31 protein-coding genes, 1 riboswitch and 1 other annotated feature are annotated in these 26,200 nt (G+C 46.5%); of the genes, 17 read left to right on the plus strand and 14 right to left on the minus strand.

What is annotated here, in order from left to right; translation table 11 throughout:
• The coding region (locus tag HP568_RS18955; protein ID WP_173629923.1) for a YceI family protein at positions 1-549 on the minus strand (549 nt) is incomplete at its 3' end.
• A gap of 280 nt (positions 550-829) precedes the next feature.
• Here HP568_RS18955 and HP568_RS18960 point away from each other — a divergent pair.
• The 5 genes from HP568_RS18960 (at position 830) to HP568_RS18980 (ending at position 6,160) form a co-directional block, all read left to right on the plus strand.
• Positions 830-1,513 carry a response regulator transcription factor gene (locus HP568_RS18960; protein WP_173629924.1) on the plus strand — a complete coding sequence of 228 codons (684 nt, stop codon included), beginning with the start codon at positions 830-832 and terminating at the stop codon, positions 1,511-1,513.
• Entirely contained in the window at positions 1,510-3,006 is a 1,497-nt protein-coding gene (locus tag HP568_RS18965) for a sensor histidine kinase (protein ID WP_173629925.1), read from the plus strand. The genes HP568_RS18960 and HP568_RS18965 overlap by 4 nt, the downstream gene beginning before the upstream one ends.
• A gap of 49 nt (positions 3,007-3,055) precedes the next feature.
• Positions 3,056-3,297, plus strand: a binding site (T-box leader).
• 125 nt (positions 3,298-3,422) lie between these two features.
• Complete coding sequence (locus tag HP568_RS18970) at positions 3,423-3,923, plus strand: Lrp/AsnC family transcriptional regulator (RefSeq protein WP_048035717.1); 501 nt, start codon at positions 3,423-3,425, stop codon at positions 3,921-3,923.
• A complete protein-coding gene (locus HP568_RS18975) occupies positions 3,920-5,098 on the plus strand; it encodes an aminotransferase (protein ID WP_048031488.1) in 1,179 nt (392 codons plus the stop codon). The genes HP568_RS18970 and HP568_RS18975 overlap by 4 nt, the downstream gene beginning before the upstream one ends.
• Before the next feature lie 150 nt (positions 5,099-5,248).
• Positions 5,249-6,160, plus strand: coding sequence for an aminoglycoside phosphotransferase family protein (locus tag HP568_RS18980; RefSeq protein WP_173629926.1), 912 nt, complete (start codon positions 5,249-5,251; stop codon positions 6,158-6,160).
• A gap of 71 nt (positions 6,161-6,231) precedes the next feature.
• On the opposite strand, the gene HP568_RS18985 is transcribed toward HP568_RS18980, so the two are convergent.
• The 6 genes from HP568_RS18985 to HP568_RS19010 form a co-directional block, all read right to left on the minus strand.
• Complete coding sequence (locus HP568_RS18985; RefSeq protein WP_173629927.1) at positions 6,232-7,287, minus strand: TolC family protein; 1,056 nt, start codon at positions 7,285-7,287, stop codon at positions 6,232-6,234.
• 217 nt (positions 7,288-7,504) lie between these two features.
• Positions 7,505-7,651: a hypothetical protein gene (locus HP568_RS18990; protein ID WP_173629928.1), complete on the minus strand. Its 147-nt coding sequence runs from the start codon at positions 7,649-7,651 to the stop codon at positions 7,505-7,507.
• The gene (locus tag HP568_RS18995; RefSeq protein WP_173629929.1) at positions 7,644-7,835 is read right to left on the minus strand and encodes a hypothetical protein; all 192 of its coding nucleotides are present in this window, start codon (positions 7,833-7,835) and stop codon (positions 7,644-7,646) included. The genes HP568_RS18990 and HP568_RS18995 overlap by 8 nt, the downstream gene beginning before the upstream one ends.
• Before the next feature lie 150 nt (positions 7,836-7,985).
• A complete protein-coding gene (locus HP568_RS19000; RefSeq protein WP_173629930.1) occupies positions 7,986-8,849 on the minus strand; it encodes a hypothetical protein in 864 nt (287 codons plus the stop codon).
• 80 nt (positions 8,850-8,929) lie between these two features.
• Complete coding sequence (locus HP568_RS19005) at positions 8,930-10,378, minus strand: amino acid permease (RefSeq protein ID WP_048035718.1); 1,449 nt, start codon at positions 10,376-10,378, stop codon at positions 8,930-8,932.
• A gap of 113 nt (positions 10,379-10,491) precedes the next feature.
• A riboswitch (Lysine riboswitch) is annotated at positions 10,492-10,677 on the minus strand.
• Positions 10,678-10,761: 84 nt separating this feature from the next.
• Positions 10,762-11,256 carry a DinB family protein gene (locus tag HP568_RS19010; protein WP_048031493.1) on the minus strand — a complete coding sequence of 165 codons (495 nt, stop codon included), beginning with the start codon at positions 11,254-11,256 and terminating at the stop codon, positions 10,762-10,764.
• A 162-nt stretch (positions 11,257-11,418) separates the two neighbouring features.
• Here HP568_RS19010 and HP568_RS19015 point away from each other — a divergent pair, with 162 nt between their 5' ends.
• On the plus strand, positions 11,419-11,976 hold the full coding sequence (locus HP568_RS19015) for a CGNR zinc finger domain-containing protein (protein ID WP_173629931.1): 558 nt from the start codon (positions 11,419-11,421) through the stop codon (positions 11,974-11,976).
• Between the two features lie 31 nt (positions 11,977-12,007).
• Here the strand turns inward: HP568_RS19015 and HP568_RS19020 are convergent, their stop codons facing one another.
• Positions 12,008-12,808: an inositol monophosphatase family protein gene (locus HP568_RS19020; protein ID WP_173629932.1), complete on the minus strand. Its 801-nt coding sequence runs from the start codon at positions 12,806-12,808 to the stop codon at positions 12,008-12,010.
• Positions 12,809-13,168: 360 nt separating this feature from the next.
• Here HP568_RS19020 and HP568_RS19025 point away from each other — a divergent pair, with 360 nt between their 5' ends.
• On the plus strand, positions 13,169-13,921 hold the full coding sequence (locus HP568_RS19025) for an alpha/beta fold hydrolase (protein WP_173629933.1): 753 nt from the start codon (positions 13,169-13,171) through the stop codon (positions 13,919-13,921).
• Here the strand turns inward: HP568_RS19025 and HP568_RS19030 are convergent.
• From HP568_RS19030 to HP568_RS19040, 3 genes are all read right to left on the minus strand, one after another.
• Positions 13,899-14,297 carry a hypothetical protein gene (locus HP568_RS19030; RefSeq protein ID WP_017251977.1) on the minus strand — a complete coding sequence of 133 codons (399 nt, stop codon included), beginning with the start codon at positions 14,295-14,297 and terminating at the stop codon, positions 13,899-13,901. The genes HP568_RS19025 and HP568_RS19030 overlap by 23 nt on opposite strands.
• 33 nt (positions 14,298-14,330) lie before the next feature.
• The gene (locus HP568_RS19035) at positions 14,331-14,855 is read right to left on the minus strand and encodes an ImmA/IrrE family metallo-endopeptidase (RefSeq protein ID WP_173629934.1); all 525 of its coding nucleotides are present in this window, start codon (positions 14,853-14,855) and stop codon (positions 14,331-14,333) included.
• A 72-nt stretch (positions 14,856-14,927) separates the two neighbouring features.
• The gene (locus HP568_RS19040) at positions 14,928-15,374 is read right to left on the minus strand and encodes a helix-turn-helix domain-containing protein (protein WP_048031497.1); all 447 of its coding nucleotides are present in this window, start codon (positions 15,372-15,374) and stop codon (positions 14,928-14,930) included.
• Positions 15,375-15,554: 180 nt separating this feature from the next.
• Between HP568_RS19040 and HP568_RS19045 the strand changes: the two genes are divergently transcribed.
• From HP568_RS19045 to HP568_RS19075, 7 genes are all read left to right on the plus strand, one after another.
• Positions 15,555-15,749, plus strand: a complete 195-nt coding sequence (locus HP568_RS19045) for a BhlA/UviB family holin-like peptide (protein WP_012684855.1) — start codon at positions 15,555-15,557, stop codon at positions 15,747-15,749.
• 236 nt (positions 15,750-15,985) lie between these two features.
• Entirely contained in the window at positions 15,986-16,963 is a 978-nt protein-coding gene (locus tag HP568_RS19050) for a homoserine kinase (protein WP_173629935.1), read from the plus strand.
• 145 nt (positions 16,964-17,108) lie between these two features.
• Complete coding sequence (locus tag HP568_RS19055; protein ID WP_254551349.1) at positions 17,109-17,990, plus strand: hypothetical protein; 882 nt, start codon at positions 17,109-17,111, stop codon at positions 17,988-17,990.
• Positions 17,991-18,179: 189 nt separating this feature from the next.
• On the plus strand, positions 18,180-19,346 hold the full coding sequence (locus HP568_RS19060) for a dicarboxylate/amino acid:cation symporter (RefSeq protein ID WP_173629937.1): 1,167 nt from the start codon (positions 18,180-18,182) through the stop codon (positions 19,344-19,346).
• Positions 19,347-19,553: 207 nt separating this feature from the next.
• A complete protein-coding gene (locus tag HP568_RS19065) occupies positions 19,554-19,934 on the plus strand; it encodes a hypothetical protein (RefSeq protein ID WP_048031501.1) in 381 nt (126 codons plus the stop codon).
• Between the two features lie 248 nt (positions 19,935-20,182).
• Positions 20,183-20,563, plus strand: coding sequence for a hypothetical protein (locus HP568_RS19070; RefSeq protein WP_173629938.1), 381 nt, complete (start codon positions 20,183-20,185; stop codon positions 20,561-20,563).
• Between the two features lie 177 nt (positions 20,564-20,740).
• Positions 20,741-21,202 (plus strand): hypothetical protein, encoded by a 462-nt coding sequence (locus HP568_RS19075; RefSeq protein ID WP_048031503.1) that lies wholly within the window; start codon positions 20,741-20,743, stop codon positions 21,200-21,202.
• A 98-nt stretch (positions 21,203-21,300) separates the two neighbouring features.
• Here the strand turns inward: HP568_RS19075 and HP568_RS19080 are convergent, their stop codons facing one another.
• The gene (locus HP568_RS19080) at positions 21,301-21,738 is read right to left on the minus strand and encodes a Dps family protein (protein WP_048031504.1); all 438 of its coding nucleotides are present in this window, start codon (positions 21,736-21,738) and stop codon (positions 21,301-21,303) included.
• Positions 21,739-21,825: 87 nt separating this feature from the next.
• Here HP568_RS19080 and mobA point away from each other — a divergent pair, with 87 nt between their 5' ends.
• Complete coding sequence (gene mobA, locus HP568_RS19085) at positions 21,826-22,458, plus strand: molybdenum cofactor guanylyltransferase (RefSeq protein WP_048031505.1); 633 nt, start codon at positions 21,826-21,828, stop codon at positions 22,456-22,458.
• 114 nt (positions 22,459-22,572) lie between these two features.
• On the opposite strand, the gene HP568_RS19090 is transcribed toward mobA, so the two are convergent.
• The gene (locus tag HP568_RS19090) at positions 22,573-23,073 is read right to left on the minus strand and encodes a hypothetical protein (RefSeq protein ID WP_217366669.1); all 501 of its coding nucleotides are present in this window, start codon (positions 23,071-23,073) and stop codon (positions 22,573-22,575) included.
• Between the two features lie 107 nt (positions 23,074-23,180).
• Positions 23,181-23,978 carry a formate dehydrogenase accessory sulfurtransferase FdhD gene (gene fdhD, locus HP568_RS19095; protein WP_173629940.1) on the minus strand — a complete coding sequence of 266 codons (798 nt, stop codon included), beginning with the start codon at positions 23,976-23,978 and terminating at the stop codon, positions 23,181-23,183.
• 399 nt (positions 23,979-24,377) lie between these two features.
• Between fdhD and HP568_RS19100 the strand changes: the two genes are divergently transcribed.
• Complete coding sequence (locus HP568_RS19100; protein ID WP_304412535.1) at positions 24,378-25,652, plus strand: L-lactate MFS transporter; 1,275 nt, start codon at positions 24,378-24,380, stop codon at positions 25,650-25,652.
• A gap of 53 nt (positions 25,653-25,705) precedes the next feature.
• Positions 25,706-26,071 carry a Na-translocating system protein MpsC family protein gene (locus tag HP568_RS19105; protein WP_007722503.1) on the plus strand — a complete coding sequence of 122 codons (366 nt, stop codon included), beginning with the start codon at positions 25,706-25,708 and terminating at the stop codon, positions 26,069-26,071.
• Positions 26,072-26,200 lie beyond the last annotated feature (129 nt).

Genomic DNA, 26,200 nt, shown 5'->3' on the forward strand with positions numbered 1-26,200 from the left:
ATAAATCGCGTCAGCATTCATTTTCACGTCTTTGGCAATTCCTCTTACAGTCAGGACGCCATTGATGGTGAACGAAGCCTTTTGTCCTTCGATCCATGTAGTTGGCCAGTTCTCAAAAGATTTCGCTTCAAAGGTAGCAGTTGGGTGCACGGCGGTATCAAAGTAATCAGGAGATTTGATATGGGTGTCGCGCTTTTCATTACCGGAGTTCAGCTTATTCAAGTCGGCAGAAGCTGTTGCTTTCATTTGATCTGGTGCAGAAAGGTTCACATCCCAGCTACCAGTAATGCCGTCCATTTCAAAGTTTACCGTTTCTTTCGACGTAGTGACGGAGAAATAGACTTTGGACTGGTCATTGATTGTCCATTTTTTATTCAGTTGATCTGCTGTCAGAGGTGTTGATGAAGCGGTAGATGAGGCTGTGGTTACCGCAGCTGCAGGCTGAATCTCCACATGGTTTCCCACGAAATAGTCATAGAGCATGTAGCCCCCGATACCGACCACGAGCGTGGCAACTGATGCTGTCAGGATAACAGAATTCTTTTTCATTATTGGATAACCTCCATATTTTTGAAGTGTTCAAACTTGAGTCGTATGTATTTGACTACGCAGGGATCATTATGAGAGAGGAAGCTGAGTGGGTCTTGAAAGCTGGCTGAAAGTTTGTTGAAAGTGCAAGGGTAAGAGAATTATCAACGTTCTTTATATTTAATTTACATTTTTTGGTTTGTGATTTTGTAAAAAGCTTTCAGCTCGTACTCAGTGCATATTCAGCAAACATTCAGCTACTCTTGGCCTGATCAGGTAAAATGGAGTTGAGGTGAAAGAAATGAACCTAAGCAAAGGCATTAAAATATTGCTTGTCGATGATGAACCGACCATCCTGCAATTTTTGGAGATGGGTCTTGAAAATGAAGGTTTCCAGATATTGACGGCACAAGATGGGATGACTGCGGTGACCATGGTGAAGGAGCATCAGCCCCATGTCGTCATTCTCGATGTGATGATGCCAGGCATGGACGGCTTCGAGGTATGTCGGATGTTGAAAAAGATACAGAATGTAGCAACGATCATGCTGACAGCCAGAGAAGACGTAGAGGATCGGGTAAAAGGGCTGACGCTTGGTGCCGATGATTATATGATCAAGCCGTTTAGCTTTGAGGAGCTGCTTGCCCGTATCCATGCGCGTATTCGTAATCATTACCCACATTTGCTTTCCAAGGTACACCTCGGCCCCTTCCAAATCGATGACAGGCGAAAGGAAATTACTTACGAGGAAACGCTTCTGGAGCTATCACCAACGGAATACTCTTTGCTGAAATATTTAGTAACCAATCACGGGTTGGTTTTGAGTAAACCAATGATTCTGGATAACGTGTGGGGCTATGATTTCGGTGGGGAGGAGAACATTGTCGAGGTGTATATTCGCTCCCTGCGTGACAAACTGAACGATCGTCAGCATCGGATCATTCGCACATTGCGCGGTGCGGGCTATCGGGTTGATTTTGTATGAAGATGAATCGAAACAATCAATGGGCCGCCTTTCTAGAACCGAACTCTTTGCGTTATCAGCTGTTGTCTCGTTCGTTATTTATCTTATCCGGGTTGCTGCTTCTAATCGGTATGATTCAATACTTGTTGATGGAGCAGTTCTTGTATCGCAGCAAAGCGGAAAGCTTGTTAAATCTGGCAGTCACTGTTCCGTATCAGGTCTTGGAAGATACGGAAACGCTCCCGAAATACGATCAGTATGTCAGCGCGTTGCTTTCCTTGCGTACTCCCGATATCAAGTATGCCTTTATTGACAACGACGCCAACGTGACGGAGCTGTTTGCGAATCCGAGCGAAGGGTATTCCCCACGCTTTCCAGATAGTTTGTACCGCGAGATCCTGGCTAGTGGCGTATGCACATTTAAATACAAAATATTGGAAGGTAGCACCGGGAAGGATTATTTGGTCGTGCTGGCACCTATCAAATCACCTGAACAGCTGCAAGGAATCGTACAACTGAGTACACCTGTCGGCTCGATGCGGGAAGTGCTGTTTCCACAGTTGATCATTTTCTTCTCTGCATCTGCACTCGCCTTGCTTATCGGCTTGTTAACCTACGTGCCTGTGCTCCGCCGTACGCTGAACCCACTTTCGCGTATTGAGGTTACAGTTGAGCGGATTAATGCGGGTAATTTGGATGAACGACTGCCGATGGATCAAGGCCAGATGGAAATTGATCAATTATCGGCGGTCTTTAACGGAATGCTGGAGCGGCTGGAAACCTCCTTTAAAATTGAGCAAGAAGCAGGAGAGCGGATGCGACGCTTTGTGGCGGATGCCTCGCACGAATTGCGAACACCGCTGACTTCTATCCATGGTTTTTTGGAGGTGCTGTTGCGTGGTGCGGCGTCAAATCCCGAACATTTGCAAAAAGCATTGAAAAGCATGCACGGCGAGACAGAGAGACTGAATAAACTCGTCAACGATTTGCTGTACCTGGCTCGGATGGATCGGGAACCAGCTTTCCTTTTGCAAGAAGGGCAGTTGGACGCGGTCGTGTACAGTATGGAATCGCAGCTCATGGTCCTGGCCGGTGACCGAAACGTTCATTTCCGCGTAGAACCGAATGTTACGGCTACTTTCGACTGTGACGGAATGAAGCAAGTTATTCTCAATCTGTTTCAAAATGCGGTTCAGCATACTGACCCTGTGAACGGTGAGATCGAGCTTACGTTGAGCAAGATTGCCAATGGGATTGAACTGACGTTTAGAGATAATGGAACCGGGATCGCACCGGAGCATGTCCCGCATGTATTTGACCGTTTCTACCGGATTGAATCCTCACGCGCACGCAAAAGCGGAGGGGCTGGCTTGGGGCTGTCGATCACCCAAGCGATCGTAGAAAATCATCGAGGAAAAATGGACGTACAAAGCAGCTTGGGAACAGGGACGGTGTTTCGCGTCTTGTTGCCTAACGGTTTGAAAGAGGTTCAGAAGACAGAAGTTGTTGGTTGACAATGAGAGAAAACGTCATTTATAATCTGAGACATTCAATAAAACAACCAACACAGCCGTGAAAAGGAAAGTAAAAAAGGGATTTTGACGTCCAGAGAGTTGCCTGTTAGCTGAGAGGGCAGCCGCGAACTCTTTTTGAAAGCCACCTTGGAGCTCTGCTTTTGAAAATGCCAAGTAGAAAGCAGCGGATGGCCCACGTTATGGGGCGCATGTCTTTGTAGACAGCACGAGTTTGCCTTTTGTGAGAGAGGCAAAAAAGCTGAGTGGTACCGCGATACCTTCGCCTCAGCAATCAGATTCATGGAAATCATGAGTCTGGTTGCTGGGGCTTTTTGCATGATGTCGTCGTTCAAAAAGTCGACTACTTGAACACGCACTTATGTACAAAAATAAAGAGAAAACTGGAGTGGTGGGGCATGGATCGCTTGAAGCAAAGAGAGCTGTTGCACCTGTTGGAAGAAGACAGTCGCATGAGCGCTGAGCAAATCGGAAAAATGATCGGGGAACCGACCGAGGTTGTTGAACAGACGATTACAGCATTAGAAGCCGAGAAGGTCATTGTCAAATATCCGGCGCTGGTGAACTGGGAGCGTGTGGATGATCATCCGTACGTGAACGCCATGATTGATGTGAAAGTGACGCCGAAGCGCGATGTCGGCTTTGATGAAGTGGCGGAGCGAATCTGCCGTTTCCCAGAAGTGAAGGCTGTTTACTTGATGTCTGGTGCAAGCTATGACTTGTCAATTATTTTGGAAGGCAAAACGATGAAAGAAGTAGCCACTTTTGTTTCGCAAAAGCTGTCCACTCTCGATTCGGTGGTCTCAACAGCTACACACTTTATTTTGAAACGTTACAAGCACGATGGCATTGAGCTGGAAGATCGTGACGAAGATCACAGGATGGTGGTTACGCCGTGAGTACACAAGTCAAAGTCAAAAACCGTTTATCCAGTACAGTTCAATCGTTGAAGCCATCAGGCATTCGCCGCTTTTTCGATTTGGCAGCATCGATGGAGGGAGTCATTTCTTTAGGTGTAGGGGAGCCTGATTTTGTCACTCCCTGGCGTATGAGAGAAGCTTCGATTTCTTCCCTGGAGCGTGGACATACAGCTTATACATCCAATGCCGGTATGCTGCCATTGCGCGTGGAAATTCAGAAATACCTGGAAGAACGTTTTTCTGTCAGCTATCATCCCGAGACAGAAATTCTCGTGACGGTCGGTGCCAGCGAAGCAATTGATATCGCACTGCGTGCCATTCTCGATCCGGGTGATGAAGTATTGGTCGTGGAGCCTTGCTATGTCTCCTATGAACCAGTCATTCGCTTGGCTGGTGGGGTGCCAGTTTTCCTGAAAACAACGATGGAAAACCAGTTCAAGCTGACACCACAAGAGCTGGAGTCGCACATCACCGCGCGTACAAAAGCAATCATTTTCTGCTATCCAAATAACCCGACCGGGGGGACTATGACGGCTGAAGAGTGGAAAACACTTTTGCCGATCATTGAAAAGCACGACCTCATGGTGATCTCCGATGAAATTTATGCGGAGCTTACCTACGGACGAATGCACGATAGTATCGCGGCTCTGCCAGGGATGAAAGATCGGACGATCCTCATCTCCGGTTTTTCCAAAGCGTTCGCGATGACCGGATGGCGTCTGGGATATGTCTGCGCATCGCCTGATTTACTTGCGGGCATGCTGAAAATCCATCAGTACACCATGCTGTGTGCACCGACGATGGCTCAGATGGCTGCATTGGAAGCCCTGCGTCATGGACGTTCTGATATGGAACGAATGATCGAGAGCTACCGTCAGCGCCGCAATTATGTGGTAGACGGATTCCGTCAAATCGGATTGACTTGCCACGAGCCAGACGGAGCATTCTATGCATTCCCGTCTGTAGCTTCTACAGGTCTCAGCTCTTCTGAGTTTGCGGAGAAGCTGCTGATGGAGGAAAAGGTAGCTGTTGTACCTGGAGACGTGTTCGGCGAAAGCGGACAGGGGCATATCCGTTGTTCTTATGCAACATCGATCGAGCAGTTGAAGAAGGCGCTGGAACGTATGGAGCGCTTGATGGGACGAATGTCATAACATTTTCCGGGAAATAAAGGGGGGCGGCTTTCAAGCTGCTCCCTTTTTTAACGAGTGGCTGTGGTGGGGAAGAAGCGGCTGTGGGAAGGGAACAGCTTGAAAGCTAATGCAAGAGGATGTTTTGCAAGTAGTTCGAGGAGGAGATTCTTAATGATTTCACTGCCAACACATTTTACCCAAACAGTTGTCGGCGTACATAAAGAAGACGGGCGTCTCTGGCTGGATTCCTTTCATGAGTTGATTGCCGAATGCGAAGCACGATGGTCATTAAAAGTGCTTGAGCATTTTCCACTCTCTTATAATTTTGTTGCACCTGTTGTGTTAGAGGATGGGAGAAACGCCGTGTTGAAGCTGGGCGTGCCTGGGCTGGACTGGCAGAAAGAGCTGACGGCAATTCGGGCTTTTGCGGGGCGGGGAATGGTGCAGCTACTCGATTCGGACGAGGAAAAAGGCATCATGCTTTTGGAGCGCATCATGCCAGGAGAGACACTGGACAAGCTGAGTAATGAAGACGAGCGAATTCAATGCTTGGCGGACGTGATCAAAAGGATGCATACACCCGTTTCCAGAGTGGGTAAGCTTGTGTCTACGTTTCCGACAATAGCGGACTGGGCTGTGGGACTGGTAGGGATTCGCTCTCATTTCCGAGGTGGGACAGGACCGATTCCCGAGCAAATGGTGGAGCAGGCCATGCAATGGTACAAAAAGCTTCTCTCCTCACAAAAAGAACAGTGCCTGCTACATGGTGATCTTCATCATGAAAATATTTTGCGGGCACAAAGAGAGCCGTGGCTGGCAATTGATCCAAAAGGGCTGATCGGGGAGACAGAATACGAGGTGATTCCGTTTTTGCTGAACCATTTGCCAGAGGATGGGGTAGAAGAAGTAATGAAGCAGCGGGTCGATGGGCTGACGAAGGCCCTGTCTTTGCAAAAAGAGAGAGTGCTGGCGTGGGCGTATTGCCACAGTGTGCTATCGGCTTGGTGGTTCATAGAGGATTTTGGTGTAGACGGTGGTCGTCTGGTGATGCCAGGAGTTTTTGAGAGGCTAATAAATGAGTAAAGGCTTCACCCTGTGGGATGAAGCCTTCTTTATTTTAAATGAATAAATGAGATCCTTCGTAATGCGAAATATTAATAACCAGTCAACTGGTTCAAGGTGATAGCAGCGAGATTGTATTGATAAACTGATTCGATTGCTTTTGTTTCGGAGTCAAACAGGTTTGCTTCGTCTTTTATCAGTTCTTTCATCGATGCTTTTCCTAATCTATATTGATCGATTGTTGCCTGATAGCGCTCCAATGCGGTTTCTTTCTTTGCTGTACTTTCCTCTAATGCCTTTTTCGCTGCCAGTACCTTCGTATAGTTGTCACTTACTTCTTGACCGATTTTCTTTTGTGTTTTTTGTTTTTGCAGTTCTGCCTTTTTGTGCTCGTTTTTTGCAATTGTACCTTTATATGTGCTGAGTGCGGAATACTCGGCTGTGTAATCAATTCTTACTTGGGCAAAGTCTATTTCTGCTTGTGCCTTGATCATCTCAGGACGTTTTTCATAAGCTTTTGCTTGCAATTGCTCCAAGGAAAGCAGCTCGTGCTGGGTCAGATCAGTAGCGATCATCTTCCATTGTCTGTCCGCTTTTTCATTCAATAAATCGTTGAGCTTGGCCAATGCTTGTTTGTAGCTGGCTTCAAGGGCAGCAAGATTTTTGTGAGCTTCTGTGTCTTGGGAGTCCAACCAGTACTGTCTTTGCAAGCTTGTCTTTTGCGCTTTGATTTTGGCATCTAATGATTGGACTTCGAAGAATGCTTTTTGCACTTGTAATTGTATGGTGTTTTTTTGCGTATTCAGGGCGACTTCATCGACAACTACTTCTTTGATTGCTTTGGCAGCGTCTTCGAATTTCTTTTTTGCATCAGCCAGAGTCATGATATCGGCTTTTTTTATTTCTGCTTTTTCTCTCAGTGTGATGGATGTTTCGTACTTCGTAATATCTAATTCAAGCCGAAGCACCTCCAGATCAACGCTGTTCTTAATTGCCTGTTCAACTGCGAAATCTAGCGACAAAGGGGAAACATCCGTCTGTTCAGCAGTGGCCATGAGTGGTGCGGCCAGAGCTATATGGGCGCCACCTGTGAGGAGAAAAGTGACTAATGTTGTGCTGTAAATGTGTTTGAAGAGCCTGGATTTCATGGGGCAACCTCCTGATTATATATGCAAATATTTGATAACGATTCTCATTATCAAATCCATGAAAAGTATATATTTCCAATAGAATTTCGTCAATAAGAAAATGTTTTTTCACCATGTTCTTGGTTAGAAATCCAAAAGAAATCCCCTTCAGGAAAAAGGCAAAGTGAGCATCTACCTGTTTTCCCAAAGGGGAATTGTTCTTCGTAATGGGGAAAAACTATTCTTTCTCCCTGTTTTCTTTTTTTGCCGCAGTCGTCTTGTCAGCTTGATCCAATGTCCCTTCCTTTGGTGTAAGGGAATAACCATGCATATTGCTTCCGTTATAACCCATGTCCGGCTTTTCATTTGAGATGCGATCAGTCATTTGCTTCCCCCTTATTTTGTCCAGTGGGTGTAGAGTCTTGCTGCACATACGGATTGTCGACGTCATTTGGTTCCTTGTCCAGATTGGTACGGATTGCGATTATTGGGCTAGTCGGAGGTTGAGCGATCAGTCTGTCATCCAGTTGTTTGAAATCAGGCAGGTCGTTTTCGCGATTGTCATCCATGTTCGTCTCCTCCTTTACGGGTTAGTATGTCCACCACCTGCCAGTCCCTTTCCTTAACTGGAAAAGGAAAGAGATTGGTACTACACAAGAAAAAACAGCCCCAGTCCCAGGGAAGTTCGGGCGGAGGCTGTGACGATCATCTTTGTGAAGTTAACTCGTTTTCTTGGCCAGGATCATCATAAAAGAGGCAAGATTCGTTTGTAGCAATGGTGTGAAGGCAGAAACGGAAGCATTTTCAGCAAGCGTATTCATTTGACGAACAAAGTCAGTGGCGTCCTTTGTATTTACATTCTCAAAACGGTTAGCGATTTTTGTATTTTTTAAATCAGAGAGAAGTGTAGCTTGTTCGTTCCGGTATTGTGCGATCCAGTCTGGACGATGTTGCAGCTTTTTGACGAATTGAATCAGCATGCTTACTTTCTCTGTTTGATTGGTTGTGACCGCTTGCATTTTTTTGTAGGCTTTAGGGTCATACCGCTCCATCAGCTTGGACGGATTAACATAGTCGTTCGGCGCCCCCTGCGGTTTTTGCGGAAGCTCTACGTAGCTGACACTGCCAGTTGCAGGGTCAACCTTTCGTGTTTTGGCAACGCCAGCAAGCAGATGAAGGGTATCCAAAAATTCAGCAGCATGTTTTTCATCAGCCATGTATTGGTCTGCCAAATATTTGCCTTGGGTTAAACCCACTTCTACCAAAGCAGCTCTTTCTTCATCGGTGTAGGTGGATTGGGAGTTGAAAAAATTTCGCTCCAGGATGTGGTCAAAGGCCTTGCGAGCCTCAGGTGGTTTATCTGCGAAAATTTTATCCAAACGCTCATTAATCTCTGTGCTAAAGAAAAATTGGACGCTGTGATGTTCGATGGCATCAGCAGGTAGCTCGCGTGCCTTGTGTGAACGAAGGTCTACAGTATCGAGCTTGGGCAATGCCAAACTAGTTCCTGTCACCATTTTAGGTACAGTTTGGTTAGTTGGAAGCTGGGGGGATAGGTAGCGGGAATACGATTGGATTTGCATGTTCTACTCTCCTCACATATGCTGGCAAACACGAAAAAGGACTCCCGTTTAGATAACGGAAGTCCGTAATTTTTCTTCGATTACTTCGTGTATTCATCCATGCTGAAGTCTACTTGTTCTAGAGGGACGAGCTTGGTCTTTTGGGTGACTTTATAAGCGAGCCAAATGATTAAGAAGAGTGGCAGGCCAATGTAAGAGACCAGGACGCCATACCAGTCGATCGTTCCACCCATGAATGCGGAATAGTTTTGCCCCAAAATAACGATACAGCAAATGATGAAGGCAAAAATCGGACCAAACGGGAACCACTTTGCCCGATAAGGCAATTCGCTTAAGTCACGGCCCTGAGCGATAAACGCTTTGCGGAAACGGTAGTGACTAATTGCAATTCCCAGCCAAGCGATGAAGCCGGACATACCGGAAGCATTCAAAAGCCAGACATACACTTCGCCTTCTCCAAACAGAGAGGACAGAAAAGCAAGGGCGCCGATGAGCGCAGTCAAGATCAGGGCATTGATCGGTACGCCGTTACCGGTTACTTTTGCGAACCATTTTGGTGCTTTTCCTTCTTTTGCCAGGTTCCACAGCATGCGTGTAGAGGCGTACATGCCAGAGTTACCAGCAGACAATACTGACGTGAGAATAACGGCATTCATGACGGATGCTGCAAAAGCAAAACCGGCATTTTCAAATACAATCGTAAACGGGCTGATCGCAATATCCGTAAGGTCGCCGCTGATCAGATTTGGATTATCGTATGGAACCAGCAACCCGATGATCAAAATAGCGAGAATGTAGAAGAGCAGGATGCGCCAAAAAATTTGACGGATGGCCTTCGGAATGTTGCGGGCAGGGTCTTCGCTCTCTCCAGCTGCGACACCAACCAGCTCTGTCCCTTGAAAAGAGAATCCGGCAATCATAAAGACACCGAGCAGGGCCATGAAGCCGCCGTTGAATGGCGCGTCGCCTTTGGTGAAGTTTTGGAAGCCGACTGCTTGACCGCCCATAATGCCAAAAATCATCAACACACCCACAATAATAAAGATGATAACCGTTATTACTTTAATCAAGGCGAACCAATATTCAGATTCTCCATAGGCTTTCACAGACAGGAGATTCAAGGCAAACAGCAATCCGAGGAACAAAGCACTCCACAATATCGCTGGGGTATCCGGGAACCAATATTTCATAATGAGTGCGGAAGCTGACAGCTCGACGGCAATGGTAATGGCCCAGTTGTACCAGTAGTTCCAGCCGAGAGCAAAACCGAGAGATGGATCGACGAACCGTGTGGCATACGTCGAAAACGAACCGGAAACAGGCATGAAGGCCGCCATTTCCCCCAAGCTGGTCATTAAAAAGTAAACCATGATACTAATGGCGAGATAGGCGACTAAAGCTCCACCAGGTCCGGCGGAGTGGATCGAGCCTCCACTCGCAAGAAACAATCCCGTCCCAATCGAGCCGCCGATGGCGATCATCGTCAGGTGTCGGGCTTTTAAACCACGTTGCAATTGATTTTGTGACATAAGCTGCTTGCACGACCTTTCTTGATTTTTGAGAAGGAAGGTCGGAAACGAAAAAACCGCCATAGCCAAAAAAATGGCATAGGGCGGTATCATCCAATCCCCACCAAGCCTTCACTGAAGATAGCTCACCACGTTTGCTTGGCATGCAAACGTGACAGTTCTGCCCCTTTCGAGTACAGCCCCAACCCAATCGCACAGAGACGCGATATGAGCTTCGGCGGATTTTCCTTACCTGGAGTCATTGATTTTCTCTGAATCTCGTACAGGATGATATAAAAGCCGCGACCTCTATCCTCACCGTGAAAGATGAGGATAACATGTATGAAATTATGTGATTCATCAACTATAAAGGATTGTTTGTGATTAATCAATGTGAAATTTTGTTATTCAAATGATCGTCTGGCAGGCCAGGAGCCTTGCAGCTTGCGAATTTGGACGATTTGTCCCGTATGAAACGCATCATGCAGGACCAGACTCATCACATTTTGGTAAATGGGCGTATAAGTAGCCATCTGATTTAACTCCTCATCCGTCAGCAAGGAAAGCTTTTCGTGAATGTGGCGGTGGACGCTTTCCATGCGAGCGAGAGTAGCTTGCCAAGCGTCTTCGTCATCGGGACCGCCGGACGGGATGAAGGTATCATCGTTCGTCTCAGCCGATCCAGGAAATTCAGTGCCCATTAGACGATGCAACAGGCGTTCTTTGTAATAAAGAAGGTGGCTGACGTTTTCCCAGATCGTGTTGGCTGCTTCTCCCACAGGGCGCCAGCTCGCCTCGGCTGCTGATACGCCGGAAAGCGCTTCTTTTAAGGGTGGATACCAGTCTTCCTTGTCATACGTACATTCCCATCCGTGCAAAAGCAATTCCTTCCGATTCATACGCTTCCTCCTGTGAAACAGATTGATGAAACGCTATAATAGCAATAAGAAATGAGATTGTAACCAGTTAATGTTATTACGATGGTTACAAATAGAGATTACCATATCCTGTATGATCATACAAGAGAGAAAATGAAGGGTTTCGTCAGGAGAGATGATGACATGGACTGGCTTTGTATCGATTTTTTAAATAGTGATTGGCGGGATTGGCGCGGTTCTGGTCGTGGGGAAAATCGCCTGGAGAACCAGGAATGGCTGTCATCCTTTTTGCAAACATACAAGCTAACCGCACCGCTGCCGATGAATGAGGAGTGTGCCGCTTCACTTTTGCAGTTGCGCGAGCGTTTGCGACGTATGCTGGAAGCAGTTGTCCGTGGAGAGCGATTCCAAGAGGAGGACCTAGCGGAATTGAACAGAGCTTTGGCTCTCGCTCCTTTTCATGTGCAGGTGTTGTATGTAGAAGAGGAGGGTAGCTACAAGCAAGAGCAATCCAGCTCAACAGAGGGCTGGCCCCTCGTCATGGCACAAATTGCAGCCTCTTTCGCGGAGTTGCTTGCCCCGCAGCATCTGGAGCGAGTCAAAATATGTGACAACGAGGATTGCTGCTGGGTGTTTTATGATGAAAGCCGCAACCGGGTGCGCCGCTGGTGTGATGACAAAATGTGCGGAAACCTGATGAAGGTGCGCCGTTTTCGCGAACGGAAAAAGGAGAAAGGGTGATGCGCATAGGCTCACCCTTTTTATCTGTTCTTTATGAAGCGGGAGTCAATTGGATCAGCTTAGGGTAGATGGTCGAGCCTGCTGCTACGATGCCTGTGCTTTTCCAGCAAAAATCATTCCCTTGCGTATCCGTAATTGTGCCTCCCGCTTCCTGGACCAAAAGAGCACCAGCCAGCCAATCATACACCCCTTTACCATATTCCCAGTAACCGTCGAGTCGTCCGCACGCCACATAGGCGAGATGGAGCGAAACCGCGCCTTGCATGCGGATGGCAAAAGCTTCTGGCATCACTCGCGTCAAGGAATTCGCTGTATACTTTCCGACCAAGAGGTTCATCGGCTCGGAGGAAGCAAAGAGCGTCCCTAGAATGCACTCATTTAGCTGCGATTTGGATGAGGTACTGATTTTTTGTCCGTTTAAAAAAGCTCCACGCCCGTTAATTGCGGTAAACAGTTCATCACGGCATGGATCATAGACAAAAGAAACAACCGTGCGTCCTCCGTCAATCAGGCAGAGGGAAGTAGCCCACATCGGCATGTTTTGCAGAAAGTGAACTGCTCCATCGATTGCATCCATCACCCAATAAGGACTTGTGAATTCAGGCTTTTCCTGTGCAGCCAGATTGAATTCCGCGTCAGAGAATTCATAGGTGGGGAACCGCTCGGATAATGAGCGCTTCAATCGAGCTTCAACCACGGGATTCACCTCTTCAAAGCGTTTAGTCATTGCTTCCTTGCTGTGGCAGGGCACGCCTTTTTCAAATTCAACTAGAAGCTCCTTTCCCGCACTTCTTACCAGTTCCTCGCAAAATTGCACATCCTGTAGATTCATAACAATTCCCTTCCTTTTCTTTTTTGTAAAAATCGAGTAGTTTTTCGTAATGGTCTCCGGACTTTTGTAATGAGCGCCGTAGGCTTTACTGATCCGCCAAAACTATTACAGACAGGTCTGCTTCTTCGTGCACGGTCAAGTAACACCGCGCTTCCAAATCGGATAAACCCATTCGTTTTACGTGCTCAATCATGAGAAAAACCTCCAAACAAATATAAGTAGTATGTTTGAATACTACTATTAAAAAATCAGTTCGTCAACACTGCGAAGATGTCGAGATTCACAATTTATGCACATGAGCAGCGCGTTTGAGACATAATAAGTAGCATCATACATGGGGGCGGAAACGAGGTGGGTAGGATGAGTCAAGCACGTAAAAAATGGTTTCAGGCACTCGTATTGGTGACACTCGGAGCGATTTGTCTCGCTATATGGTATTTGCAGCCGTATCAGCCTGATCAGGCAGCGTTAACGGCCATGCAAGGCGGTGAAGGGATTACGGTCATGGATACGAATGACTGGATTATTTTTCAAGGCGGGGAGTCACGCGAACCGGGACTCATCTTGTATCCGGGAGCACTGGTCAAACCGGAGAGCTATGCACCGATAGCCCGTGCCTTGGCAGGCTCTGGCTACCATGTTTTTCTCGCACGAATGCCGCTGAATTTGGCTGTAAGTGATATGACCCGAGCTACACAAGTATTAAAGGCGTACCCGAATAAAACGTTTGTCATCGGAGGACATTCGCTTGGAGGAACGATGGCAGCTCAATTCGCAGCAAACCACTCGGACCGAATCAGTGGTGTATTTTTACTGGGAGCGTATCCGAACAGTCAGGGGAACTTGAAGAAGGTGAATTTGCCTGTGCTGTCTTTGCTCGGTTCTCGCGATGGAGTGATCACTATGGAAAAGTTTATGGAGAGCAAGCAATATTTGCCGGATCGTACTGTTTACATGTCCATAGAAGGGGGGAACCATGCCCAGTTCGGAAGCTATGGATCGCAGGAGGGCGACCAGCCCGCTGCCATTACCCCGCAGGAGCAGTGGCAGCAAACGGTAGCAGCAATCAAGGATTGGCTGCTTAATGAGGTTACGATGATGAACGTGGAATAATACCGGATACAACACCTGTAATGCGAATGTTTTCCGAGGGGAGTAACATGGGGGTGTCTTGCTCGCGTGTGGTTGTAAACAGACACTCCAATGGATTAACGTCTGCAGCGATACGCACAAGGAACTGCCCCTCCTGCCGGATCAATACAGGTCTGTCTTTTACAGGTTCCATCGAAAAGTCTGAGATCAGGAGAGCATCTCCGGGAAAAATACCGAGTCCACGAAGGCCGTCATCTCGCATGATGAGAGCAAAGCGAGCCACGTGATAGCTGGCTACCTGCAAAGAGGGTAACAGAGACAGCTCCTCGTCTTGGTCTAAGGCGAGATCAAAAAAATGAGTCGTGTATGCATCTCCGGCAATAAAGACTCGTTTCATCAGGTATCGCCTCCTACATAATAGCGTTGACAATTACTCATAGACGGGAAAGCCTTTGGCATACAGACGGCTCAGTATGCGCTCAAAACGGGCACGAGCAAGAGGCATCGGCACCTGAAAGCGTTGAGCCATGATAGCCGGAGCGTTGTATCGCGAGCAATCGGCAAGTAGGGGACTCATCATGTAGATGGGAAGCAGCAAATGCTCGGCAAAATGATTCGCTTGCGATTCTTGCCAGTCAATCATCCATTCGCTGCTCTGGGGCTGAATGCCTTCATGAAGGAGTAAATGTCCGAGTTCATGCGCGATTTTAACCCGCTGGGTAGCCAGATCGAGTCGTTCGTCCACCGCAATGACATAACGTCCCGGCAAAAAGGGATGCGCGTGTGCACGACTTCTGCCGCAAATACGATGGATATCGATGCCGTACGTCTCGCACAGCAAATACAGATCGATTTGTTCGGGCTGGTCGATGCCGTGATGCTGAAGCAACAAGTAAACGCGACTCTCGAGCCATGTTTGCGGTTCGCAGATTTCTTTCAAAAGGGAGTGAAGCATCAAGGACCTCCTAAATGAATGGTAAGGAACGTACGTTCTATTTCTCGCTGAAAAGAAAACCCCGCACTGGGGTTATTTTTTTTTGATGTCTTCCGTGATATCAAACAAAGACGGAGGTCGTTCCTCGCGTACTTTACGGACTTTCCACTGCTTCTTCAAGTCGTACCAGTAGCGGCGAATTTCTTTTTTCTCCTCTTCTGAAGCGTCCAGATACCCGTCTAGGAAATAGTAGTCGTCTGGGTCATCGATCTTTTCCTGCAAGAGCTCGTCCAACGAACGTTGATTTGTCTGCTCAGTTGCGGGGAGAATATAGGCCGTGACTTCATCTGTGCGGCCCAACAACCAATCGGTCGTGACGTCCAGCACATCAGCCAATTGCCGCAGCATGTCATTCGGTGGTGTGCTATGGTTGTTCTCGTAGTTACTGATCGTCCCCTTGGTCGTGCAGACATGCTCTGCCAACTCTTCCTGGGTCAGACCTTTTGTCTTACGAGCTGTGCGTAAGCGCTGAGATAGCATGAGCGTGCCAGTCCTTCCTGTGAGGATGTACAAAGTTATTGTACTAAATGAAAGGGAAAAAGAAAAGTATGGATATTAATTTTGTTTTCAACGAATTATGTACAAGCCTTTTGTACAAAATACAGATAAGGACGATGCGGGAACACACGTTCTATACAGTGACAAAAGGGGAGATCAAACATGGAAGATCAAGTAACAACCGTATTACTTCAGCAAGGGCCATTTGCTGCTTTGTTTGTCTGGTTGTTGTTTTATATTATGAAGGCAAATCGAGAACGCGAGGGGCGTTTACAGGACTTGCTGGACAAATACAGCGACAAATACGATCTGATCCTCGAGGAATTGCGCGAGATCAAGGGAAAAGTGAGAAAATAACTCTTCTTTTTGACATCAAACCTTCTGATGAGCGTGACGAATACAAATCCATTACTTATGTTGCCCGATTCCTTGAAGAGCTTATTCAGCAAGGGGGACAAATCGTTGCAGCCTGTACCAGACCTTGATCGGCCTTTAGCCCTTCAAGGTTCTTTTTTACTTGCTGTGTCCTTTTCCCCATTCACACGTCATCCATAATAACTTACCAATACTTAGCAAAAAGGAGCAGCAAGACTATGCATTTATCCGTCGTCTACTCAACCATCTGTGAAAAAGCATTACACAAAGTACTTCAGGAAGCATATCCAACCGAACACATACAATCGGTTTCCTACATGCTTCGAGGCATGAACGATACGTACCTCGTGAAGACGATCGATCAAAAACGAATATTCAGGCTGTATCGCAGTGATTGGCGAACAGAGGAAGCAGCAGTCGCGTTCGAGATGGAGCTGTTGCTCCATTTGAACAGACAAGGCGTATCTGTATCTGTGCCAATTGCAGACGGCTCAGGAAAGCATGTCTTGAGACTGCAAGCAGCAGAGGGCAATCGCTTTGGGGCGCTGTTCACTTTTGCCTGTGGCAAGGAGCAGGAGATTGATACCGAGGAACTGAGCGAACGATTCGGCAGAGCCGTAGCCGAACTGCATGTAAAATCAGAAGGCTTTTCCACACAGCAAGCTCGCGAAGTGTGGGACGCCAAGACGCTGATTCATCGCCCGTTAGCCAATATTGAGCCACGTCTACAGCATCGGAAGGAAGATTTTCAATTTCTCCAAAAGCTGGCGATTGAGCTGGAAGCCAAGCTGAACGAGCATATCCGTGCCGGACTCGACTGGGGGATTTGTCACGGAGACCTTCAAGGGAATTTTAATACGAACTTTTCTACGGACAACACCTATACCCACTTTGATTTCGACCTGTGTGGATATGGTTGGCGGGCGTATGATCTGGCTGCTTTCAAGCTGAGCCGAATATTGATCGAAGAAAATGACGAACTGGTGGAGTCACTATGGAATGCTTTCCTAAAAGGATATACCGAGGTTCGTCCCTTATCTGAAAACGATCAGGCTGCGGTGTCACTTATGACAGGTATTCGCCAATTATGGCTAATGGGGCTGTGCATGCATGATCCTCATATCATGAGTAGCAGCGAATCAGATGATGCTTTCGTGAATGAGAAGATGGAGTTTTTTAAAAAATATTTCGCGTGATCGAGAAGTGTTTTGCAAAGCGTTGTCAGAAAAGCATGCGACCCGAAGTCAATGATAGGTAAGCCATACATTGACGAGAAAGAGGGAGAAAAGCATGTTACCGTACATCGGAAGTGGCCACTACTGCTACGCAAATTCATCATCAATGCTTTTGGAGACAATTGGGGAGAAGGTAGCTCCTGCCGTTCTCGAAGTGCTCTCCGGGGTAGGAGTCGGAGCTACCTGGTATGAGGAGCAGAAAGTGATTTATTTCGGACAAGTGATCCCTGACCGTGGTGTCAGTCATGCGCTAGAGCTGCTTGGTTTTCGTTGGACGGAAAGATCAGGGGATGCGGAGGGCGAGCCACCGTTGGTGGAATTACGGCGCGATTTGGAAAAGGGGCCTGTGTTGCTCGGACCGCTTGATATGGGCTACCTGACGTATAACCCAAATGCTCAGTATTTGGGTGGCGCTGATCATTTTGTTCTTGCGTATGAGATGGATGATCAAGCGATCTATGTGCATGATCCAGCAGGTTTTCCTTTTGTCAGCCTGCCGTTGTCTCAGTTTGTCTTGGCGTGGAAGGCTGAGAAAATTTTTGATGGCCTCTTTTCCTATCATTATTGGACTGGACCAAAGCGTGTAGGCAGTCCGACCGAGGAGGAGCTGGTTGCAAATGCCCTTCGTTTATACAAAGGAATCTATCAGGAAAGCGCAGCGGCGGAACAGAACTCTGCGATCCTATACGGAAAGGAAGCGATCTTGCGTGTAGTGCAGCGGATGGAAGAGGAAGGTGGACTTACGCCAGAGGAATTGGGCCACTTAGCCTATTTTGCTTTCCAGCTAGGGGCGAGGCGAGCGATGGATTTCGCAGGATTTTTCCTGAAGCATGAGCCAGAACTGGCGGTGATCAAAGAGAAGCAGGCGAAGCAATTCGGACGGTGTCACACATTGACCGTAGAAAAGAAGGAGAAAGAGCTCGCGGATGCCATGCGCGTGCTGGCAGATATCGAAGAAGAATTTCGCCAAGTGGTTTGCGCCAAATAATATCGTTCCCCCAAGTGAGTAAGCAACGCTCATTGGGGGTTTTTCTTTAATTTAAAATATTAGTACTTTTTTATGATTCATGACAATCTCATCCCGGATGTGTTACCTTGTTATTCATTAGTCCATGTAAAAGAGACATAATCCATTCCACGTGGACATTATTTACAACACGTAACGGGGGTTCAAGTCATGAAACAGTTAGGTTTACTACCCAAAATTCTGATCGCCATTGTCCTTGGGATCGGGATCGGCTCCATCTCGCCGATTTGGGTTGTGAAAGGATTGGCTACATTTAGTGGCCTATTTGGAAATTTCCTCGGATTTGCGATTCCGTTGATTATCATTGGATTTATCGCGCCAGGCATTGGTGAGCTGGGCAAAGGGGCAGGGCGTTTGCTTGGGGTAACCACAGGGGTTGCTTACTTGTCTACGATCCTTGCAGGAGCACTCGCTTATTTGGTCAGTACGAGTATTTTTCCACACATTCTTGAGGTAGGTGGACTGGTGAATCAGTATGCCAATCCGGAGGAAGCACTGGTAAAGCCGTTCTTTACTGTGGACATGCCGCCGATTGTAGGTGTGATGACAGCATTGTTGCTCGCCTTCACCCTTGGTCTTGGAGCGACTGTCATCAAGGGGAGCGCCCTGCAAAAGGTGATGGTAGACTTGAGAGATATCGTAGAGAAGCTGATCGCTTCCGTCATTATCCCGTTGCTTCCATTACATATCCTGTCTGTATTTTCCAACCTGACCTATGGTGGACAAGTCACGATGATTTTGTCCGTGTTTGTTAAAGTTTTCGTTATGATTATTGTCTTGCATCTATTCTATCTGTTCGTGCAGTACTTGATAGCGGGCCAGATGGGACGCAAAAACCCATTCACGCTGCTGAAAAATATGCTTCCCGCTTACTTCACAGCGATTGGAACACAATCATCGGCAGCCACCATTCCTGTGACACTGAGCCAGACCAAGAAAAACGGTGTGAGCGAAAAGATCGCGGATTTCGTCGTTCCACTCTGTGCGACGATTCATCTTTCCGGAAGCACGATTACGCTTGTCAGCTGTTCCATGGCAGTCATGATGCTAAATGACATGACGACATCCTTTGGCGTGATGTTTCCGTTCATCTTGATGCTGGGCGTAACGATGATCGCTGCACCAGGTGTGCCGGGCGGCGCAGTCATGGCGGCACTCGGATTGATGGAGTCGATGCTCGGATTTACTACCACGTTGACTTCGTTGATGATTGCGCTGTACATCGCTCAAGATAGCTTTGGTACCGCTTGTAACGTAACCGGTGATGGTGCGATTGCGGTGATTACGGATCGATTGAGTGAAGAGAAAGCAGCTTGATGATGTAATAGAAATACGTAGGGGAACGAGACCTGTCCATTTTTGGATGGGTCTTTTTTGGTGGATTCTGTTGGTTATGCTATACCTCGACAAATTTTTATGAGAGTCCACACAAAACAACAAATATAGGCAAAAAGCATTATGTTTTGACAAAAATTGAATAAAATGGTATATTCCAATTATTCCATAATATAGGAGGCAATCATCGTGAAAAAAATCTTGCTCGCATTGACACTAGTATTTGCACTATCCTCATCCGCATTTGCTGCGAATACGGAAACAGAGCCTAACGATACTATTGCAACAGCGGATACTTTAGAGGTTAACTCCTCTATCTCAGGGAAAGCAGATAACAGCGATGTAGATATTTTTGTTTTTGTAGCAAACCAAACCGGAAAAATGAAAACGAACCTTACCAATAAGAACCAATCAGTAGTTCCGTACGTTGTATTGGCTTCAGACAAAACTACCAGCCTTGCAGAGAGTTCCGGTGAAGCAGAATTTGAAGTTGTTGCTGGTGAAACATACTACATAAAACTCATTTCTTTTGGAAAATCCGATTACACACTCTCATTGAACAATCTGTAATTAGCCTTTAAAAAACGCAGATAGCTTTTTACGAAAGCAGATTATGGCTTTGTAAAAAGCTATCTTTTTATTTTGGAACGTATGGGGACAACTTGGAAGCTTCTTAAAGCACTGAGTGGCTATACCTCGACAAAATTTTTATGAGAGTCTACACAAAACAACAAATATAGGCAAAAAGCATTATGTTTTGACAAATATTGAATAAAATGGTATATTCCAATTATTCCATAATATAGGAGGCAATCATCGTGAAAAAAATCTTACTCGCATTGACACTAGTATTTGCACTATCCTCATCCGCATTTGCTGCGAATACGGAAACAGAACCTAACGATACTATTGCAACAGCGGATACTTTAGAGGTTAACTCCTCTATCTCAGGGCAAGCGGGAAACAGTGATTTTGATCATTTTGTTTTTGTAGCAAACCAAACCGGAAAAATGAGTACGAGCCTTACGAATAAGGAAGCATCAGCTGTTCCATACGTTGTAATGACTTCAGACACAAATACCACTCTTGCAATGAGTTCTGGTGAAGCAGAATTCGATGTAGTTGCTGGTGAAACATACTATATAAGACTCTGGTCTATTGGAAAGTCTGATTACACTCTCTCATTGAACAATCTGTAAATAACCTTAAAAAACGCAGATAGCTTTTTACGAAAGCAGATTACGGCTTTGTAAAAAGCTATTTTTAGTTGCTAAATTGGGCACTTCAATTTCCCATTTCCAACTAGTGAGAATTATATTATCATTGGGTATAATTTCATCATTCTACTTTTTGCGAAAAGGGGAATACATAACGCAATGTTTAACGAACGGAAAGCGTTACAAATGACATTGCAGGCCATGCTAGAGCAGCGTATGGCACTGCGTCGACAGTATGTCGATCAGGACAAGCAGTTGGGAGCTGACATCAAGCAGCTTTTGAGCCGCATTCGCGAGTTGGATAACGAAGCCGGGATCGGAGACGATGAAAGCTCAGAAGATACAGCTATGTCGACAGAGGAATTTTCCGATGATCTGATGAAGCGTATGAAGGTGAGAAAGGCGCACATCCGTCACGATTATTTGGAAGTTGCAAAGCACATCGAAAACCTGTTGAGGGAAGCGATGTCTCCGATGTCATTGGCTGATCTCTGTTCCGTGTTGAAAGCACGGCACCAGGTAGAGTTTGCGAGTCCCTACATAGGTGTACAGAAGTCATTAAAGTATCTACCCCAAGTAAAAGTAGAAAAGGACGGGCGGAAACTGATTTTTTCACTCTAGGCAACCAGGGGGAGATAGGCAGTTCCACGGGAGACAAGACCCAAAAAAGGCGATGTGTCTATGCACAATCGCCTTTTGGTGTCTATTGATTTACTTGCTTATTGCAAGAAGGATTTGAGCATCCAAATGTGTTTTTCCAGGCTGCTGCGGATTCCCAACAGCATATCGGCTGTCGCTTCATCGTCGGCTTGGTCCGCCGTTTCCATAGCCAGCTTCAGCTCGTCTACGAGAATGGAGAAGTCTCTCGCGATCGTTTCTACCATTTGCTCGGCTGTTTCGCTTCCTTCTGCTTCGGTGATGCTCGCTGTGTTCAGACATGCAGCCAAAGTCGCTACAGGCTTTCCACCGATGGAGAGGACACGTTCAGCAAGGGAATCAAGATTCGCTGCTGCTTCGTTGTACAATTCCTCAAATTTTGCGTGGAGCGTAAAGAAGTGAGGTCCTTTTACATTCCAGTGAAAATTGTGTAGTTTCGTATAGAGGACTGTCCAGTTCGCCACTTGTTTATTTAATGCGCTATAGAGTGTGTTTTCCATCGAGAATCTCTCCTTGTTTATAATAATTCTTTTGTTAAACTTATTATAAACTAATAAGGAGTATTGTCAACACCCGGGAGGAAATTTATGCAGCAGTTGCGTATCGGTGCGGTTATTTTAGCTGGCGGGAAAAGCAGCAGAATGGGCTCGCCAAAGCAAAACTTACCGTGGAGGGACGGAACCTTTTTAACAGAGCTTGTAAAAGAAATACAGGCGGTTGGCTTGTCTTGTTTCATTGTAGCGAACGATTTTTCGGACACTCAAGTGACACAAAAGGAACAAATTGATGAACAGCCCGTCATAATTACACCTGACCTGGTACCATCCTGCGGTCCTGTAAGTGGACTGGTTACTGCCTTTCGCGTAAGTTCCGAGGATGCTTTGCTGGTGCTATCCTGTGACCTTCCTTTTATGGATCGTGGGCAAATCGCCAGACTCATTGAATTTGCGAGAGAGAGAACCGATTGGGACGTGATTGTCGCCCAATCAGAGGGACGAATCCATCCATTATGTGCTGTGTACCATCGGAGAACGCAGCCTAATTGGGAGCAGGCGCTGTTGCATGGACAGCGAAAACTAATGCGGACATTAGATGAACTGCGCGTGGTGCCCATGCCTGATGAATGGTTGGACCCTTGGGCTGCTTTTAATGTCAACACGCCGGAAGAGTACGAACAGGCTAAACTTGAAGAAAAACGCAGAAAGACAGGACATGCTTAAGGTATGTCCTGTTTTTTGTTTGGAAAAAAGGGGCTTTACATAGAGGGCTATCATACAAGCGTTTCTCTGGACAAACCGTATGAATAGTAGTGATGGCTAACGAAAGGAGGGAGCTCAATGACAAGAAAGTGCAAAAAACAGGGTAAACACTACGGTCACCACTGTTGCAGCAAAAAGCACGACAACTATTACGACCACCACTGTTGCAGCAAAAAGCACGACAAGTATTACGACCACCACTGCTGTGGCAAAAAATACGACAAGTATTACGACCACCACTGCTGCTGCAAGAAACACGACGATTACTATGAGCCTCACTGCTGCTGCAAAAAACAGAGTCATTACGATGAGCCGCATTGCTGCTGCAAAAAGCATGAACATTGCCACGATCACTGCTGTTGTTGCAAGCGCCATGATTGCAAATGCTTTAAAAAACATGACCACCACTGTTGCAAGAAGCATGAGATAGATGATGAAGACGAAGAAGAGGACGACGACGAAGACAAAGACAAAGATGAAGAAGATGACGAGGACGAAGATGATGACGATCACTGCAAGCATCACAAAAAGAAGCATTGCTGCTGCAAATAAAAAATTCCCACGTACAAAGAACAAAAAACCGAGAGGCTATCTCAGGCTTTGAGATTACCAGATGAGAAAAACATAAAAAAAGCGGGAAGGCTCTGAGCTTGTCCCGCTTTTGATTGAATCCGAATCCTCCTTTAAGGTAGGAGGATTCTCTTTGCTTGTGTATACACGTTCATTTTGTCATTGCGGATAAATCCGACTGCGGTGAGCTTCAGTTCATCTGCCAATTGCAGGGCGAGATCAGTTGGAGCGGACTTGGACAAAATGATGCCAGCGCCAATTTTGGCAGCCTTGAGCAGCACTTCAGATGAGATGCGTCCACTGAATACAAGAATTTTGTCCGTGGTGGAAATGTTATCTCGCAAGCATTTCCCGTAGATCTTGTCGAGAGCATTGTGACGTCCGATGTCGGAGTACTGAAGCAAAATTTCATCCGGTGTACAGAGGGCTGCATTGTGGACGCCACCTGTTTGGCGGTGGATATCAGACGACGCTTGCAATTCTTTCATCAGGCGCATGCATTGAGCGGGAGTGACAGTTGTTGTGCTTTCAACGGGCTTTGCTGTGCGCGCATCGCTAAAAAAGTAAAAGGATTGTCTGCTTTTTCCGCAGCAGGAAGTAATTCTGCGTTTGGAGTAAAAGCTCTGCGACAAAATCGTTTCTTTATGTAAATCAACGTAAGCAAACCCTTGGGCCTTATTAAGCGTAAGCTGTTTGATTTCCGAGTAGCTCTTGATGACACCCTCGGCTGCGAGAAACCCAATGACCATTTCTTCCAGGTCGGCTGGGGTACATACGATTGTAGCGAATTCCTCATCATTAAGGAAAATCGTGAGGGGGTATTCGGTAACGATTTCGTCGTCTTCCCAGCCATGTTGGTCAGCCGTAATTTTCAACACGGGCAATCGGGTGGTGATGGTTAGTTCGGACATACGGGCCTCCTTTTTGTCGAATTCATGAAGGTTTCATGGCTATTTTGTGAGGAAAATATTGTCGAGTGAACGCTTACATGGTAGTATACTATGTGAGATGAAAAGTGTCATAAAATTTTCGTCTTTTCATGTATTCATAGCGTAAGGACAGATTGACACGGAGCAGCGACCCTGCCACCGATTATTTTGTAGCCTTGCAGCGAATTACATAGTGAACACAATGCTTGTTGATGCTGATGTAGCGTTCCTGCTGATGATTAACTGCTGTGTTTCATCGTAGCCCTCGTTTCCATTTGTGGAGACCTGGGTGAGTCGGTGAAATCAGCAGTTTTTCTTTTTTTCGAAGGCTGCTGATGGATCCACAGCATGCTAAAGACCATTGCGAAGGAGATGAATGATTTGGAACAAAAAGTGAAAAACCGCTGGCTCATTGCGTTGGCTGCGGTAGGCATCCACATCTCGATTGGATCGGTATACGCATGGAGTGTATTCACCAAGCCAATTACCGAGCAGTTCGGCTGGGACTTGCCAGACGTTCAATTTACGTTTAGTATTGCGATCTTGTTCTTGGGGCTGTCTGCTGCCTTCCTCGGTCATTATGTAGAAAAGCATGGCCCACGCAAAGCTGGCATTCTCGCATCTATCTTTTTTGGAGTAGGAACTGTCGGGGCTGGCTTGGCGATTCAATTGAGCAGTTTGCCTCTCTTGTACTTGTGTTATGGGGTACTTGGCGGTATTGGTCTTGGTGTAGGGTATATTACGCCCGTATCGACGTTGGTCAAATGGTTTCCGGATCGCCGAGGTTTAGCAACAGGTCTTGCGATTATGGGCTTCGGCTTTGCTTCCATGATTGCCAGTCCAATTATGAACGCCTTGATTGCAAATGTAGGAATTGCGAACACCTTTTATATTTTGGGCATTATTTATTTCGTTGTAATGTTGGCCTCGGCTCAATATTTGGCTCCACCTCCAAAAGGTTGGGTACCGGCTGGATTTTCCGCTGAGGGAACAGCTGGCAGCAAGCAAATCAAAAAAGATTTGTGCCAATTAACTGCCAACGAAGCGATCAAGACACGCCGTTTTTACTGGCTGTGGTTGATGCTTTTTATCAACGTGACATGTGGAATCGCCGTTATTTCGGTAGCATCGCCGATGGCGCAAGAAATGGTGGGCATGTCTGTCGGAACAGCAGCTCTGATGGTAGGGCTAAACGGTTTGTTCAACGGTGGTGGACGAATCGGATGGGCGTCTCTGTCTGATTTCATTGGACGACCAAATACGTACACAGCTTTCTTTGCCATCCAAATGGTATTGTTCTTCCTGTTACCGAATATGTCCAATCCAATCCTGTTCATGGTCGCGATGTTTATCATTATGACCTGTTACGGTGGTGGCTTTGCATCCATTCCGGCTTACATTGGTGACTTGTTTGGAACGAAGCAATTGGGCGCGATTCACGGCTACATTTTGACGGCATGGGCTGCTGCCGGCTTGGCAGGACCGATCTTTGCAGCATGGGTTCGCAAGACGACAGATAGCTATACCGGAACCATGAGTGTTTTCGCAGGGATGTTCGTTGTCGCTCTCGTGATCTCGCTATTAGTCCGTCTGGATATCAAAAAACTAAAGGAAGAAGCCAAACAAAGAGAAAAGTCTGTTGAATTGGCTAGTTAATCAATGGTAAAGTTTAAGTAGAGAATGATTTGAAGTAAAGGTGATTTTCCTCGATGAATAAGTTCGAAGCAGAATTCAGTAATTTGGTCAGAGCTTTCCGAAAGCGCCATATGGGAAAGGGACCTAGCAAGATCAGCACCACGTTCTGCAAGAACTGGGCGATTTGCGAGATGGAAGGCAACCTTTCTCCGGTGGAAAAGTTCATCGCCACTTCGGAAGACGGAAAGCAGACATTACGAGCTGCCCGAACCGAAATGGTCAAAGAGATCTATCGGAAACACCAGCCAGTTGACATGGAAGCGTTTCTTGGAGCAAAACTCGTTGATCTATTCGTCGATATTGACATTGAACGGGATTTTGGAATGTCGATCTTTGTTTTTGATCAAGACATCGAAAAAAGAATGAAAAACGAACCGTAAGTCTAAACGAAGCAGCGTTCCTGTTCACCGGCTTAGACGTAACGGAATTCGCAAAAGCAAACACGAAGTTGAGACTAGGTAGCGAACCTGCCGTAGACAACCACCGTGAACACGCTCTTTTCCTATAGG

Origin of the sequence: Brevibacillus sp. MS2.2 (assembly GCF_013284345.1) — a bacterium.
Lineage (GTDB): Bacteria > Bacillota > Bacilli > Brevibacillales > Brevibacillaceae > Brevibacillus > Brevibacillus brevis_C.